The organism is Paracoccus haematequi, from assembly GCF_900631945.1.
In the GTDB taxonomy this organism is placed as follows: domain Bacteria; phylum Pseudomonadota; class Alphaproteobacteria; order Rhodobacterales; family Rhodobacteraceae; genus Paracoccus; species Paracoccus haematequi_A.
Map to the genome: position 1 here is coordinate 41,172 of NZ_UZWE01000018.1, position 13,306 is coordinate 54,477.

General features: G+C 68.1%; 15 protein-coding genes. 10 read left to right on the forward strand and 5 right to left on the reverse strand.

The window, feature by feature from the left end:
* Positions 1 to 32: 32 nt before the first annotated feature.
* The 3 genes from PARHAE_RS01930 to PARHAE_RS01940 all read right to left on the reverse strand — a co-directional run bounded on the left by PARHAE_RS01930 (position 33) and on the right by PARHAE_RS01940 (position 1,820).
* Complete coding sequence (locus PARHAE_RS01930; RefSeq protein WP_126152918.1) at positions 33 to 701, reverse strand: tetratricopeptide repeat protein; 669 nt, start codon at positions 699 to 701, stop codon at positions 33 to 35.
* Positions 702 to 824: 123 nt separating this feature from the next.
* On the reverse strand, positions 825 to 1,424 hold the full coding sequence (locus PARHAE_RS01935) for a superoxide dismutase (RefSeq protein WP_126152919.1): 600 nt from the start codon (positions 1,422 to 1,424) through the stop codon (positions 825 to 827).
* Positions 1,425 to 1,601: 177 nt separating this feature from the next.
* A complete protein-coding gene (locus PARHAE_RS01940) occupies positions 1,602 to 1,820 on the reverse strand; it encodes a hypothetical protein (RefSeq protein ID WP_126152920.1) in 219 nt (72 codons plus the stop codon).
* A 202-nt stretch (positions 1,821 to 2,022) separates the two neighbouring features.
* Here PARHAE_RS01940 and ccmI point away from each other — a divergent pair, with 202 nt between their 5' ends.
* From ccmI to plsY, 6 genes are all read left to right on the forward strand, one after another.
* On the forward strand, positions 2,023 to 3,234 hold the full coding sequence (ccmI, locus tag PARHAE_RS01945) for a c-type cytochrome biogenesis protein CcmI (RefSeq protein WP_126152921.1): 1,212 nt from the start codon (positions 2,023 to 2,025) through the stop codon (positions 3,232 to 3,234).
* Complete coding sequence (gene ruvX, locus PARHAE_RS01950) at positions 3,231 to 3,701, forward strand: Holliday junction resolvase RuvX (protein ID WP_126152922.1); 471 nt, start codon at positions 3,231 to 3,233, stop codon at positions 3,699 to 3,701. The genes ccmI and ruvX overlap by 4 nt, the downstream gene beginning before the upstream one ends.
* Positions 3,698 to 3,865 (forward strand): DUF1289 domain-containing protein, encoded by a 168-nt coding sequence (locus PARHAE_RS01955; protein ID WP_126152923.1) that lies wholly within the window; start codon positions 3,698 to 3,700, stop codon positions 3,863 to 3,865. The genes ruvX and PARHAE_RS01955 overlap by 4 nt, the downstream gene beginning before the upstream one ends.
* A 132-nt stretch (positions 3,866 to 3,997) precedes the next feature.
* Positions 3,998 to 4,960 (forward strand): aspartate carbamoyltransferase catalytic subunit, encoded by a 963-nt coding sequence (locus PARHAE_RS01960; protein WP_126152924.1) that lies wholly within the window; start codon positions 3,998 to 4,000, stop codon positions 4,958 to 4,960.
* On the forward strand, positions 4,957 to 6,231 hold the full coding sequence (gene pyrC / locus PARHAE_RS01965; RefSeq protein WP_126152925.1) for a dihydroorotase: 1,275 nt from the start codon (positions 4,957 to 4,959) through the stop codon (positions 6,229 to 6,231). The genes PARHAE_RS01960 and pyrC overlap by 4 nt, the downstream gene beginning before the upstream one ends.
* A complete protein-coding gene (gene plsY, locus PARHAE_RS01970; RefSeq protein WP_126152926.1) occupies positions 6,228 to 6,809 on the forward strand; it encodes a glycerol-3-phosphate 1-O-acyltransferase PlsY in 582 nt (193 codons plus the stop codon). The genes pyrC and plsY overlap by 4 nt, the downstream gene beginning before the upstream one ends.
* On the opposite strand, the gene PARHAE_RS01975 is transcribed toward plsY, so the two are convergent.
* Entirely contained in the window at positions 6,806 to 7,180 is a 375-nt protein-coding gene (locus PARHAE_RS01975) for a hypothetical protein (RefSeq protein ID WP_164555109.1), read from the reverse strand. The genes plsY and PARHAE_RS01975 overlap by 4 nt on opposite strands.
* Positions 7,181 to 7,419: 239 nt before the next feature.
* On the opposite strand from PARHAE_RS01975, the gene PARHAE_RS01980 reads away from it, so the two are divergent.
* The 4 genes from PARHAE_RS01980 (at position 7,420) to PARHAE_RS01995 (ending at position 11,872) form a co-directional block, all read left to right on the forward strand.
* A complete protein-coding gene (locus PARHAE_RS01980; RefSeq protein ID WP_164555110.1) occupies positions 7,420 to 8,484 on the forward strand; it encodes a glycerophosphodiester phosphodiesterase family protein in 1,065 nt (354 codons plus the stop codon).
* A gap of 159 nt (positions 8,485 to 8,643) precedes the next feature.
* The gene (locus PARHAE_RS01985) at positions 8,644 to 10,107 is read left to right on the forward strand and encodes a metal-dependent hydrolase family protein (protein WP_126152929.1); all 1,464 of its coding nucleotides are present in this window, start codon (positions 8,644 to 8,646) and stop codon (positions 10,105 to 10,107) included.
* A complete protein-coding gene (locus PARHAE_RS01990) occupies positions 10,104 to 10,820 on the forward strand; it encodes a hypothetical protein (protein WP_126152930.1) in 717 nt (238 codons plus the stop codon). Before PARHAE_RS01985 ends, PARHAE_RS01990 begins: the two co-directional genes overlap by 4 nt.
* Before the next feature lie 2 nt (positions 10,821 to 10,822).
* The gene (locus PARHAE_RS01995; protein ID WP_126152931.1) at positions 10,823 to 11,872 is read left to right on the forward strand and encodes a linear amide C-N hydrolase; all 1,050 of its coding nucleotides are present in this window, start codon (positions 10,823 to 10,825) and stop codon (positions 11,870 to 11,872) included.
* Between the two features lie 14 nt (positions 11,873 to 11,886).
* On the opposite strand, the gene PARHAE_RS02000 is transcribed toward PARHAE_RS01995, so the two are convergent.
* Positions 11,887 to 13,257 carry a glutamate--cysteine ligase gene (locus tag PARHAE_RS02000; RefSeq protein ID WP_126152932.1) on the reverse strand — a complete coding sequence of 457 codons (1,371 nt, stop codon included), beginning with the start codon at positions 13,255 to 13,257 and terminating at the stop codon, positions 11,887 to 11,889.
* Positions 13,258 to 13,306 lie beyond the last annotated feature (49 nt).

Genomic DNA, 13,306 nt, shown 5'->3' on the forward strand with positions numbered 1-13,306 from the left:
CCTCTCCCTCGTATCGTTCATCGGCCGGGCAATCAGCCGGCGGGCATGTTGTCGGACGGTTCGGGTTCGACGCCCAGGGCGATCATCATCTCGGACAGGCGCAGGCGCAAGGCCTCGGACAGGCCGTCCTTGTCCTGGATCTGACGGATCAGGTTGACCGCGTCATCGGGCCGGCCCGCGCCGATCAGGGCGACGGCCTTCTGTTCCAGGGCCAGCAGCTCGAAAGGCGCGCCGGCGCGCGACAGGCGCGACAGGATCTCGTCGCGCTGCGCGGGGTCCATCCGGTCGCCTTGCAGCATCACCAGCTTCAGTTCGGCCAGGTCGTGCAGGACCGTGCCCGCCGCCGCATTGCCCGCGACATCGCGCAGCGCATCGGCCGCTGCATCTCGGCCGCCGCGTTCGGACCATTCCGACGCCGCGATCAGCGCCGCAAGGACACGGCGGGATTCGGCGCCCTGCGGATCGACCTGCATGACCGCCGCCGGATCGCCCGACGCCTCGGCCGCAAGGATCGCATCGCCCCAGGCGCGGGCCTGCGCCTGGTCGCGCGCCTGGCTGTATTCGCGCCAGACCACGCCCGCGACGATGCCCAGGATCACCAGCCCCGCGACCCAGCCCCAGCGACGAAACAGCCGGAACAGGCGTTCGCGGCGCAGGTCGTCGAAAACCTCGTCGATGAAATTGTCGTTCTGGTTGGCCATGCCCGTCTTCCGCAGCTTTCTTGCGCCTGTCTTATACCGGCGCGGGTCGGAAAGCCAATGCCGCCTTGCGCAACGAAAAAGGCCCGGCGCAATGCCGGGCCTTCCAGTCCGTCAAGACCGGGATCACAGCCGCGAGGCGACGTTTTCCCAGTTCACCAGGTTGTTGAGGAAGTTTTCCAGGTATTTCGGACGCGCGTTGCGGAAGTCGATATAATAGCTGTGTTCCCACACATCGACGCCCAGCAGCGCGGTCTGGCCCGAGACCAGCGGGTTCACGCCGTTTTCGGTCTTGGTCACTTCCAGCTTGCCGTCTGCGTTCTTGACCAGCCAAGCCCAGCCTGAACCGAACTGGCCGACGCCCGCCTCGGTGAACTTCTTCTTGAAATCGTCGACCGAGCCGAAGGATTCGGTGATCGCCTTTTCCAGTTCCGAGGGCATTGCGTCGGGTTTGGGGGTCATCCATTCCCAGAACTGCGCGTGGTTCCAATGCTGGCTGGCATTGTTGAAGATGCCGTTCTGCGCCACGGCGCCCTTCTGGTAGGTACCCTTGACGATATCCTCCAGCGACTTGCCTTCCCATTCGGTCCCCGCGACCAGCTCGTTCAGCTTGTCGACATAGGCCTTGTGGTGCTTGTCGTGGTGGTATTCCAGCGTTTCCCTGGACATGCCGCCTTCGGCCAGTGCGTCATGCGCATAGGGAAGATCGGGAAGCGTGAAAGCCATTTTCTGTCCTTTCGTAAGGGGTTGGGCCATGGTCGGGCGCACAGTCCCGCATTCGGCGGATCAACGCAAGGGGGACGGGCCGGTTCCTGCGGAACGCCGTAGGCCGGGGGACTTCACGTCCCCCGGACCGCTGCGGGATATTCGGGCCGGAACGAAAGGCCCCATGAGGCCACCTGATCAGTTGGCGGGCGCCGGCGTGGCGGGCGTGGTGGCGGTGTCGGCAGGCTCGACATCGACGGCGCCGTCGACGGCGGGATCGGCCGGGGTCGTCACCGCCGCATCCGGGGCGGTATCCGTGGCGGGGTCGCTGCCCGACATGAAGAAGAACAACAACGCCACCACAACGACGATGGCACCGATGATGATATACATGCGATTGCTGTTCGGCTCGGCCATTCTGTTCCCTTTCGGTCAAACTTTTGATACCCGGACAATGAGAGCCAGGCCCTTCCGGTTCCCGCGGAATTCCCGGCGCGCGGACCCGTGGCCGATCCGCCGCACCCGCCGGTTGCGCCGCCCGGAACCGGAATGCGACAGGCTGACGCTTTCCGTCGGGACCAAAGCGCCCTAAAAGACGGGGCCGAATGAAGGGGGTGGCATGTTCTGGATCATTTGCGCCGCGCTGACGGGTGCCGTGGGCCTGGCCATCATGGCCCCGCTGCTGCGGGGGCGCGCTCAGGTCGCGGAGCCCGCGGCGGCCTTCGATCTGCGCGTCTATCGCGACCAGCTGCAAGAGGTCGAGCGTGACCTGGAACGCGGCGTGATCGCGCCCGAGGATGCCGCCCGCCTGCGGACCGAGATCGGGCGCAAGGTTCTGGACGCCGACCGCCGCCTGTCCCAGGCCGCATCGGGCGGCGCGGGCGGGCGCGGGCTTCTGGCCCTGGCCATTCTGGCGGTCCTGTTCGCGGGGGCGGTGGCTCTGTACCTGCGCGAGGGCCAGCCGGGGCGCGGCGACCTGCCGATCATGCAGCGCATCGCCCAATCCCAGCGGGTCTATGAAAACCGCCCCAACCAGGCCGAGGCCGAGGCCAGGGCCCCCGCCCCCGTCGTGCCCGACGTGCCCGAAGACTTCGCCTCTCTGATCGACCAGCTGCGCGAGGCCGTGGCCCGCAATCCCGACGATCCGCAGGGCCTGGCCCTGCTGGCCACGAACGAGATCCGGCTGGGCAATTTCGCCGCCGCCCGCCAGGCGCAGCAGCGGCTGGTGGAACTGCGCGGCGATCAGGTCACGGCCGCCGAACTGGTGCGCCTGGCGGCCCTGATGATCGAGGCCGCGGGCGGCGTCATCACCCCCGAGGCCGAGGCCGTTCTGACCCGCGCCCTGCAAGCCGATCCGCACGATCCTCAGGGTCGTTACCTGCTGGGGATGCTGCAATTGCAGAACGACCGCCCCGACCGCGCCTTCCCGATCTGGCGCCGCCTGCTCGAGGAAGGCCCCGAGGACGCCCCCTGGATCGCGCCGATCCGCGCCGCCATCGCCGACCTGGCCTGGCTGGCGGGCCAGCCGGATTACGTCCCGCCCGCCCTCCTGCCCGGCCCCGATGCCGAGGCGATGGCCGCGGCCGAGGACATGTCGCCCGAGGATCGCCAGCAGATGATCGCCGGGATGGTGTCGCAACTGGAAGCCCGGCTGGCCCAGCAGGGCGGCACGCCCGAGGAATGGGCGCGGCTGATCTCCTCGCTGGTGGTGATCGGCAACGCCGACCACGCGCGCGACATCTGGACCGAGGCGCAGACCCGCTTCGCCGCCCAGCCCGAGGCGCTGGAGATCGTGCGCCAGGCCGCCGTCCAGTCGGGACTGGCCGAATGATCCATGCCGAGATCGCCGATTTCGCGGCCAGCCTGCCTCCGGTCGGCGGCATCGCTGGGCTGGACCTGGGCACCAAGACCATCGGCGTGGCGGTCAGCGACGGGCTGCGGCAGGTCGCCTCTCCGCTGACGGTGATCCGGCGGCAGAAATTCACCCTGGACGCCGCCGAATTGCTGGCCGTCGCCAGGGATCGCGGGCTGGTGGGCCTGATCCTGGGCCTGCCGCGCAACATGGACGGCAGCGAAGGTCCGCGCGCCCAATCGACCCGCGCCTTCGCCCGCAACCTGGAACGGCTGACCCCCCTGCCCATCGGCTTCTGGGACGAACGCCTCTCCACCGTCGCCGCCGAACGCGCCCTGCTGGAGGCCGACACATCCCGCAAGCGCCGGGCCGAGGTGATCGACCAGGTGGCGGCGGGCTACATCCTGCAAGGCGCGCTGGACCGGCTGCGCTATCTGGCGCGATGACCCTTAGCCCCTGCATCAAGGTCTGCGTGATCGACCCCGCATCCGGGCTTTGCACCGGCTGCTGGCGCAGCCTGGACGAGATCGCCGCCTGGGCCACGCTCTCGCCCGAGGCGCGGCAGCGCATCATGGCCGATCTGCCAGCCCGCAGGCAGCAGAAGGCCTGATCCCTCTCTTGTGCCGAAATATCCCCTGGGGGAGTCGCGCGGAACGCGCGGCGGGGGCAGGCAGCCCCCTGCCCGCTTGCCGCCCCTACCGCCATCTGCGATAGAAACGCGACCCCGACCAAAAGGCCCGCCATGACCTTTCGCGCCCGCCACCTGCTTGGCATCGACCACCTAGCCCCGCCCGAGATCGTCACGCTGCTGGATCTGGCCGAGGATTACGTCGCGCTCAACCGCCGCACGGTCAAGCATTCCGACGCGCTGGAAGGGATGACCCAGATCAACATGTTCTTCGAGAACTCGACCCGCACCCAGGCCAGCTTCGAGCTGGCGGGCAAGCGGCTTGGGGCGGACGTGATGAACATGGCCGTCGCGCAGTCCTCCGTGAAGAAGGGCGAGACGCTGATCGATACGGCGTTGACGCTGAACGCGATGCAGCCCGACCTGCTGGTGGTGCGCCATCCGAACAGCGGCGCGGTGAACCTGCTGGCCGAAAAGGTGAACTGCGCGGTGATCAACGCGGGCGACGGACGGCACGAACACCCGACGCAGGCGCTGCTGGACGCGCTGACCATCCGCCGCGCCAAGGGCCGCCTGCACCGCCTGACCATCGCCATCTGCGGCGACATCGCCAACAGCCGCGTGGCCCGGTCGAATCTGCTGCTGCTGGGCAAGATGGAAAACCGCCTGCGACTGATCGGCCCGGCCACCCTGATGCCTGCGGGCGCGGGCGAGATGGGGGTCGAGTTGTTCGAGGACATGCGCCAAGGCCTGAAAGGCGCCGATGTGGTGATGATGCTGCGGCTTCAGAAGGAACGCATGGACGGCGGCTTCATCCCGTCGGAACGCGAATATTTCCACCGCTTCGGGCTGGACGCCGAAAAGCTGGCCTGCGCGGCGCCCGACGCCATCGTCATGCATCCCGGCCCGATGAACCGGGGGGTCGAGATCGACGGCACCATCGCCGACGATATCAACCGCAGCGTGATCCAGGACCAGGTGGAGATGGGCGTGGCCGTGCGCATGGCCGCTCTGGACCTGCTGGCCCGGAACCTGCGGGCGGAGCGGGGACGGGCAGCGGCGGGGGTGATGGTATGAGCGCGACCCTGTTCACCAACGCCCGCCTGATCGACCCCGAGGCCCAGACCGACGCCCCCGGCAGCCTGCTGGTCCGCGACGGCGTGATCGAGGGCATCGGCCTTGACGCCCCCGAAGGCGCCGCGGTCATCGACTGCAACGGCCGCGCCCTGGCACCCGGCATCATCGACTGGGGCGCCAAGATCGGCGAGCCGGGCGAGCGGCACAAGGAATCCTTCCGCAGCGCGGGCCTTGCGGCGGCGGCGGGGGGCGTGACCACCATCGTCGCCCGCCCCGACACGCTGCCGCCCATCGACACGCCGGAATCGCTGGAATTCGTCACCCGGCGCGCCGCCGACGCGCCCGTCAACATCCGCCACATGGCGGCGCTCACCAAGGCCCGCGAGGGGCGCGAGATGGTCGAGATCGGATTCCTGACCGACGCGGGCGCGGTGGCCTTTACCGATGGCGTGCGGCAGGTCGCGGATACGCGCCTTCTGTCGCGCTGCATGACCTATGCGCGGGGCCTGGGCGCGCTGATCGTCGGCCATCCGCAGGACGCGGGCCTGTCGCGAGGGGCGGCGGCGACCAGCGGCAAATTCGCCTCGATCTATGGCATCCCCGCCGTGTCGCCGGTGGCCGAGGTGATCGGGCTGGACCGCGACTTGGCGCTTGTGGCGATGACCGGCTGCCGCTGGCACGCCGACCAGATCACCACGGCGCGCGCCCTGCCCTCCCTGCGCCGCGCGCGGGAGGCGGGCCTGGACGTGACGGCGGGGATCTCGATCCACCACCTGACGCTGAACGAATACGACGTGGGCGATTACCGCACCTTCTTCCGCTTCACGCCCCCGCTGCGGTCGGAAGACGACCGGCTGGCCATGGTCCAGGCGGTCGCGGACGGGCTGATCGACGTGATCGCCAGCTTCCACACGCCCCAAGACGAGGAATCCAAGCGCTTGCCCTTCGAGGCCGCCGCCCCCGGCGCGGTCGGCTTGCAGACCCTGCTGCCCGCCGCGATGCGGCTGTATCATCAGGGGGGACTGTCGCTGCCGCAACTGTGGCGGGCGATGTCGCTGAACCCCGCGAAGCGGCTGGGCCTGCCGGGCGGGCGGCTGTCGGCGGGGGCGCCCGCCGATCTGGTGCTGTTCGACCCTGACGCGCCTTTCGTTCTAGACCGCTTCACGCTGCTGTCGAAATCCAAGAACACCCCCTTCGACGGTGCGCGGATGGAGGGCCGGGTGCTGGGCACCTGGGTCGCGGGACGCTGCGTGTTCGGAGGACAGCCATGATCGCGCTTTGGGCCGTGTTCGGCTATCTGCTGGGCTCCATTCCCTTCGGGCTGGTGATCGCCCGCGCGCTTGGCCTGGGCGACCTGCGCAAGATCGGATCGGGCAATATCGGCGCGACCAATGTGCTGCGCACCGGCAACAAGCCCGCCGCCTTGGCGACGCTGCTGCTGGATTCGGGCAAGGGCGCCATCGCCGTGCTGATCGCCCGGCATTTCGGAGGCGACATGGCGGCGATGCTGGCGGGGGGCGCGGCCTTCCTGGGCCATTGCTTCCCGGTCTGGCTGAGCTTCAAGGGCGGCAAGGGGGTCGCGACCTTCCTGGGCACGCTGATCGCGCTGCACTGGCCGCTGGGGTTGATCGCCTGCGCCATCTGGCTGCTGACCGCCCTTGTCAGCCGCATCAGCAGCCTGTCGGCGCTGCTGGCCGCCGCGCTGTCTCCGGTCTTTGCCTGGGGCTTGGGCCGCGCCGACCTGATCGCCGTCAGCCTGTTCATGGCGGTGCTGATCTTTCTGCGCCACCGCCCGAACATCGCCCGCCTGCTGGACGGAACCGAACCCCGGATCGGCAGGAAGGGTTAGCGTTCCGCCACCAGCGTCCGGCCCATCGGGCGGGCGGGCCGCGCGGGTGCCGGTTCCGGCTGCGCGTCGCTGGCAACCTCGCGCAGCGGCGGCTGGCTGAACGGGCGGGCCGGTGCGGCGACGGGCGCGGACAGGCCCTGACCGGCGATGCGACGCAGCGCCTCGGCCCCGCGCCGGGCCGAGATCGCGACCGAGATCAGCGCAAGGCATCCCGCCGACACCAGCAGCAGAACCACGATCCCCAGCAGGCCGAGAAAGATCGGCAGCGGCGGCCAGCCCTCGGCCTGGCCGACCTGGGTGGCGATGGCGCCGATCAGCGCCAGGACGCCCACCGCGAAAACCGCGCCCACGACGCGCTGCACCCAAACCATCCCGTCCGCCTTCATCGCCCGCCCCTTTCCGGTTTGCCCCTGCCCTGCCACCGGCGCGGCTGCCGCGCAAGACGCCAGCCCTTCATATTGTCGTGCGCCGCATCGCACGTCCCCGAACCGGAAACTTTTATCGAAATAAAACAAAACTGTCGCAGAGGCGTTAACCATTATGAACAGATTGCCGGGACCGTGCGCCATCCGGTCGCGCGGATGTAATGATCAAAGATCGGGATCCTGTCATGACCCTACGGTTCGCCGCCATCGCGGCCTTTTCGGCATTTGCCGCCCTTGCCCCCGCGGCCCATGCCGCCAGCTACAACACCCTGACCGGCGAGGCGCCGATCGTCGTCGCCCATCGCGGCGCCAGCGGCTATCTGCCCGAGGAGACGCTGGGCAGCTATGAACTGGCGATCAAGCTGGGCGCCGATTACATCGAACCCGACGTGCAGATGACCAGCGATGGCCATCTGGTCGCGATGCACGACACCACGCTGAACCGCACCACCGATGCCGCCGAGATGTTCGCGCCGCGCAACGGCGGCTATCGCGTCAAGGACTTCACCCTGGCCGAGATCAAGCAGCTGACCGTCAAGCCGACCGGCGCGCTGTCGGGCGACAAGTCGCCCCATCAGGATTTCGTTCCCAGCATGGGCGACCCCTACAAGGTGCCGACGCTGGACGAGGTGCTGACCTATCTGAAGGACTACAACACCGCCAACGGCACCTCGGTCGGGATCTATCCAGAGGCCAAATCGCCCTTCGATTCCGTCAAGGAACAGAAGATCATCGACAGCCTGAAGAGCCACGGCTTCACCACCGCCGCCGACAAGGTGATCCTGCAATCCTTCGCCTATGAATCGGTCGTCAACCTGACCAGCTTGCTGGAAACCAACGGCATGGAGGCCGAGGTCGCCCAGTTGGGATCGGTCCGCCTGCAGGACGGCGTCTATGGCGTCTCGGGCAGCGACGGCTTCAACAGCCTGGAGAAGCTGGCGGAGGTCGCGACCGGCGTCGGCGTCAGCTATGGCGGCATCACCGAAGCCTTCATCAAGGCCGCCCATGACCTGGGCCTGAAGGTCCATGCCTATACCTTCCGCCCGCTGAGCGAGGAGGAAGCCTTCGCGATGATCCAGCCGATGCTGGACTGGGGCCTGGACGGGTTCTTCACCGACTATACCGATTTCGGTCGCACGGTCGTCGACGCCCAGCAGCCCGCGCCGGTGCCGCTGCCTGCCGCCGCGCCGCTGATGCTGGCGGGCCTGGGCGGCCTGGCACTGCTGCGCCGCCGCCGCAAGGCCGCCTGAACCCTGAAAGCCGACGGGGGCGGGCGATCCCGCCCTCGTCGATCCGCTGCGCCATTTTCGCCGCAATCGAAGGCCAGCATGACGCGAGGACAACACGTCCCCTTGCCAGACGCCCTTTCTTGATAAACATCAACTCAGGCGTTCCAAAGGTGATCTTCCATGTGTCAATCCTGCGTCTCGGCGGCCAGCGGCCTTGCCCCCCTGCATTTCTGCCATTGCGGCACCCCTGAAACACTGGCGGCCATGCGCCGGATCGAGGCGGACATTTCCCGCCGCCAGATGCTGGGCGGCATGTCCGCCGTGGTCGGCATGTTCGCGGGCTTCGGCCTGGCGCCGAAGCAGGTCCGCGCCCAGACGCCCGCCCGTCCGCTGCTGCTGACCAACCTGCGGCTGTTCGACGGCACCACCCTGTCGATGCGTGACGGCGTGGACATCCTGGTCGAGGGCGGCCGGATCGCTGCCCTGCCCGCCGCCGGGCAAGGCCCCGAGGATGCCGAGCGGATCGACTGCGGCGGGCGTGCCGTCATTCCCGGCCTGATCGACACGCATTGGCACGCAACCCTGTGCGGCGTCAGCCAGATCGCCGCGATGACCCAGGATATCGGCCTGGTCCACCTGATCTCGGGGCGCGAGGCCGGGAACGCCCTGATGCGCGGCTTCACGACGGTGCGCGACGTGGGCGGGCCGGCCTTCGGCCTGCAAGCCGCGATCGACCGGGGCGTCGTGACCGGGCCGCGCATCTTCCCGTCCGGCGCGATCCTGTCGCAGACCTCGGGGCATGGCGATTTCCGCTTTTCGAACGCGCTGCCCGCCATGCCCTCGGACCCGGCCGATTACGCCACGCGTCAAGGCATGACCGCCCTGGCCGACGGCGTGCCCGAGGTTCTGCGCCGCACGCGCGAGCAGTTGATGAAGGGCGCCAGCCAGATCAAGATCAGCGCGGGGGGCGGCGTCGCCTCGCAATACGACCCGCTGGAATCGCTGCAGTTCCGGCTGGACGAGATGAAGGCGGCGGTCGATTGCGCCGCCGATTGGGGCACCTATGTCTGCGCCCATGTCTATACCTCGCCCGGCATCCGCCGCTGCATCGAGGCGGGCGTGAAATCCATCGAGCACGGCCAGCTTGCCGACGAGGATACCGTGCGGATGATGGCCGATCACGGCACCTGGTGGTCGATCCAGCCCTTCCTGCAGGACGAGGACGCCAACCAGTATACCGATCCCAAGGCCGTCGCCGCGCAGACGGCGGTGGCCGAAGGCACGGTCCGCGCGTTCGAGATGGCCGACAAGCACAAGGTCAACTGGGCCTTCGGGACCGATATCCTGTACAGCGGCGCGGACAGCCAGGGACGGCAACTGGCGAAGCTGGCGCGCTATATGTCGCCCCTGGCGGCGCTGCATCGCGCGACCGGCGCGGCCGGAGAGATGCTGGCCCTGTCGGGCGCGCGCGCGCCCTATCAGGGCCGGCTGGGGGTGATCGCGCCGGATGCGCTGGCGGACCTGCTGGTGATCGACGGCGATCCCGAGGCGAACCTGGACTGGCTGGCCGATACCGCCAATCTGCGGCTGATCCTGAAGGGCGGCCGCGTCTTCAAGAACGAACTTGCGGGGGATACGATATGATCCGGGTCATCGCAGCCCTGGCCCTGCTGGCCGCGACGCCCGCCGTGGCGGAGGAATGGCGCGCGCAGATCACGCCCTATGTCTGGGCCTCGGGTCTGGGGGGCGATATCGCCCCCTTTGCCGGCGCGCCCACCCTGTCCTTCGACAAGAGCTTTTCCGAAGTGCTGGAGGATCTGGACACGGCCTTCTTCCTGTCGGGCTATGCCCGCAAGGACCGCTTCGTGGTGCTGGGCGATCTCAGCTATTCGGCCAGTTCCAAGGACGGGCTGATCCCGCCGGGCCTTCCGGCCGAGGGGGAACTGACCCAGCGGTCGCTGACGCTGGCGGCGGGTTGGCGGGCCATCGACGACGGCGGGCTGGCGCTGGACGTGTTGGGTGGTGTGCGCGCCTGGAAGATCAAGGCCGAGGTGTCGGTGGCGGGCGGGCTGATCAGCCGGTCGGGCGACAAGGACTTCGTCGATCCGATCATCGCGCTGCGGGCGAATTACCGGCTGGCCCCCCGCTGGTCGGCCATCGCCTATCTGGACCACGGCATCACCGGCATGGGGTCGGAAAAGACCACCCAGGTCGTCGCCACGGTGAATTACCAGATGACCGATCACGCCTTCCTGTCGGTCGGCTATCGGCGGCTGGACGTGGATTACCGCAGCGGCGGCACGCGGGTCGATGCGACCATGGCCGGACCGCTGCTGGGCCTGACCTGGCGGTTCTGACGATGCTGCGCACCCTGGCCCTTGCCCTGAGCATCGCCGCAACGCTGGCCGCGCCGGTGGCCCAGGCCTGCACCCGCGTCACCTATCTTGGTCCCGAGGGGCGCGTGCTGACCGGCCGGTCGATGGACTGGAGCATGCCGATGGTCAGCAACCTGTGGGTCTTTCCCCGGGGGATGAAACGCGACGGCGCCGCCGGGGCGCGGTCGGTCGAATGGACATCGAAATACGGCAGCCTGATCGTGTCGGGCTATGACATCTCGACCGTGGACGGGATGAACGAAAAGGGCCTGGCCGCCAACATGCTGTGGCTGGCCGATTCGCAATATCCGCAGGACGACGGCACGACGCCGAAGATGTCGCTGTCGATCTGGGGGCAGTTCTTCCTGGACAACTTCGCCACCGTGGCCGAGGCCGTGGCCTGGCTGGACGAAAACCCCTTCCACACCGTGACCAAGGACGTGCCGGTGCAGCCCGGCAAGCTGACCACGGTGCATCTGTCGCTGTCGGACGCGGGGGGCGACAGCGCGGTGCTGGAATGGGTCGATGGCGAATTGTCGGTACATCACGGCCGCGAATACCGGGTGATGACCAACGATCCCGTCTATGACCAGCAGCTTGCCATCGCCCAGTATTGGAAGGGCGTGAACCCGCGCGAGGCGCTGCCCGGCTCGACCCGCGCCGCGGACCGGTTCGTGCGGGCCGGAACCTATATCGACATGGTGGTGCAAAGCGACGATCCGCGCACGGCGGCGGCGGCGGTGTTCAGCGTGATCCGCAACACCTCGGTCCCCTACGGGTTCGGCATTCCCGACGCGCCGAACCTGTCCACGACCCGCTGGCGCGTGGTCGCGGACCATAAAAGCCGCCTGTTCTATGTGGAATCCGCGATTTCTCCCAATGCCTTCTGGGTGGACCTGTCCAGGCTGGACTTCTCGCCGCAGGCCGGGGTGCGCAAGCTTGACCTTGGCCCGGACATGACCGCGATCCACGCGGGCGAGGTGTCGGGCGATTTCGTCCCCGCCGAACCCTTCGTCTTCGAGCCGGGCGACTAGCCCCCCGCCTGCCGTCAGTATGAATATTCGCGATAGATCGGCGTCAGGTCGCCATTCCATCCGCCGTGGTATTTGTCCAGCAGTTCGTCGGCCAGAACCTTGCCGCTGTCCACGCTTTCCTTCAGCGCGTTGAGGAAATGCGTCTCGTCCGGGACCATCCCGCCGGCACCGGCGCGGGCGCGGTTCTTCAGGCCCTGCTCGGCGATCTCCAGCACCTGCCGGGCCAGATCCCGCATCCGGGTGCCGCCCACCTGCGCGTCCAGCGCGTGGATCCCGGCCTCGCGCCGCCAAGATTCGCGGGTCTCGTCGTCCCAGTCCTTGACCAGATCCCAGGCGGCATCCAGCGCGGTCTGGTCATAGATCAGCCCGACCCACAGCGCGGGCAGCGCGCACAGGCGGCGCCAGGGACCGCCGTCGGCGCCGCGCATCTCGATGTACTTCTTGACGCGGGCTTCGGGGAAGACGGTGGTCATGTGGTCGGCCCAGTCCGACAGGGTCGGCACCTCGCCCGGCAGGGCGGGCAGGCGGCCGTCCAGGAAATCGCGGAAGGACTGGCCCAGGGCGTCGATATACCTGCCATCCCGATAGACGAAATACATCGGCACGTTCAGGACGTAATCGACCCAGGCGTCATAGCCGAACCCGTCCTGGAACACGAAGGGCAGCATCCCGGTGCGCGCGGCGTCCAGGTTCTGCCAGATATGGGCGCGCCAGCTTTTCCAGCCGTTGGGCTTGCCGTCCAGGAAGGGCGAATTGGCGAACAGCGCATTGGCGACGGGTTGCAGCGACAGCGCCACGCGCATCTTCTGCACCATGTCGGCTTCGCTGCCGAAATCCAGGTTCACCTGCACGGTGCAGGTGCGGTACATCATCTGCTTGCCCAGCGTGCCGACCCGGTCCATGTAGTCGGTCATCAGCCTGTAACGCCCCTTGGGCATCATCGGCATCTGGTCCTGGGACCAGATCGGCGCCGCGCCCAGGCCGATGAAGCCCGCGCCGATGCGGTCGGCGATGTCCTTCACCTCGGCCAGGTGCTGGTTCACCTCGTCGCAGGTCTGGTGGATGGTTTCCAGGGGCGCGCCGGACAGCTCCAACTGCCCGCCGGGTTCCAGGCTGATATTGGCGCCGTTCCGTTCCAGGCCGATCAGCTTGTCCTGTTCCATCACCGGGGTCCAGCCGAAGCGTTCCTGAAGGCCCGTCAGCATCGCCTGGATCGAACAGGCGCCCTCATAGGGCAAGGGCAGCAGGTTCGCCTTGTCATAGCCGAACTTTTCATGCTCGGTGCCGATGCGCCAGGCGTCGCGCGGCTTTTCGCCGCTGGCGATATAGGCGGCAAGCTGGTCGCGGCTTTCGATCGGGCCTCCGCCCTGTTGTGGTATCGACATGAGGCGGGGCCTTTCGAGACGTTGCCGGTCACAGGTGACGCGCGGCGTT

Bases quoted from the DNA above. Each gene is read 5' to 3' on its own strand.
- PARHAE_RS01930 (WP_126152918.1), bottom strand. From the start codon at position 701: ATGGCCAACCAGAACGACAATTTCATCGACGAGGTTTTCGACGACCTG.
- PARHAE_RS01985 (WP_126152929.1), top strand. From the start codon at position 8,644: ATGTGTCAATCCTGCGTCTCGGCGGCCAGCGGCCTTGCCCCCCTGCAT.
- PARHAE_RS01940 (WP_126152920.1), bottom strand. From the start codon at position 1,820: ATGGCCGAGCCGAACAGCAATCGCATGTATATCATCATCGGTGCCATC.
- PARHAE_RS01990 (WP_126152930.1), top strand. From the start codon at position 10,104: ATGATCCGGGTCATCGCAGCCCTGGCCCTGCTGGCCGCGACGCCCGCC.
- PARHAE_RS01935 (WP_126152919.1), bottom strand. From the start codon at position 1,424: ATGGCTTTCACGCTTCCCGATCTTCCCTATGCGCATGACGCACTGGCC.
- ruvX (WP_126152922.1), top strand. From the start codon at position 3,231: ATGATCCATGCCGAGATCGCCGATTTCGCGGCCAGCCTGCCTCCGGTC.
- pyrC (WP_126152925.1), top strand. From the start codon at position 4,957: ATGAGCGCGACCCTGTTCACCAACGCCCGCCTGATCGACCCCGAGGCC.
- PARHAE_RS01955 (WP_126152923.1), top strand. From the start codon at position 3,698: ATGACCCTTAGCCCCTGCATCAAGGTCTGCGTGATCGACCCCGCATCC.
- PARHAE_RS02000 (WP_126152932.1), bottom strand. From the start codon at position 13,257: ATGTCGATACCACAACAGGGCGGAGGCCCGATCGAAAGCCGCGACCAG.
- PARHAE_RS01975 (WP_164555109.1), bottom strand. From the start codon at position 7,180: ATGGTTTGGGTGCAGCGCGTCGTGGGCGCGGTTTTCGCGGTGGGCGTC.
- PARHAE_RS01995 (WP_126152931.1), top strand. From the start codon at position 10,823: ATGCTGCGCACCCTGGCCCTTGCCCTGAGCATCGCCGCAACGCTGGCC.
- PARHAE_RS01960 (WP_126152924.1), top strand. From the start codon at position 3,998: ATGACCTTTCGCGCCCGCCACCTGCTTGGCATCGACCACCTAGCCCCG.
- PARHAE_RS01980 (WP_164555110.1), top strand. From the start codon at position 7,420: ATGACCCTACGGTTCGCCGCCATCGCGGCCTTTTCGGCATTTGCCGCC.
- plsY (WP_126152926.1), top strand. From the start codon at position 6,228: ATGATCGCGCTTTGGGCCGTGTTCGGCTATCTGCTGGGCTCCATTCCC.
- ccmI (WP_126152921.1), top strand. From the start codon at position 2,023: ATGTTCTGGATCATTTGCGCCGCGCTGACGGGTGCCGTGGGCCTGGCC.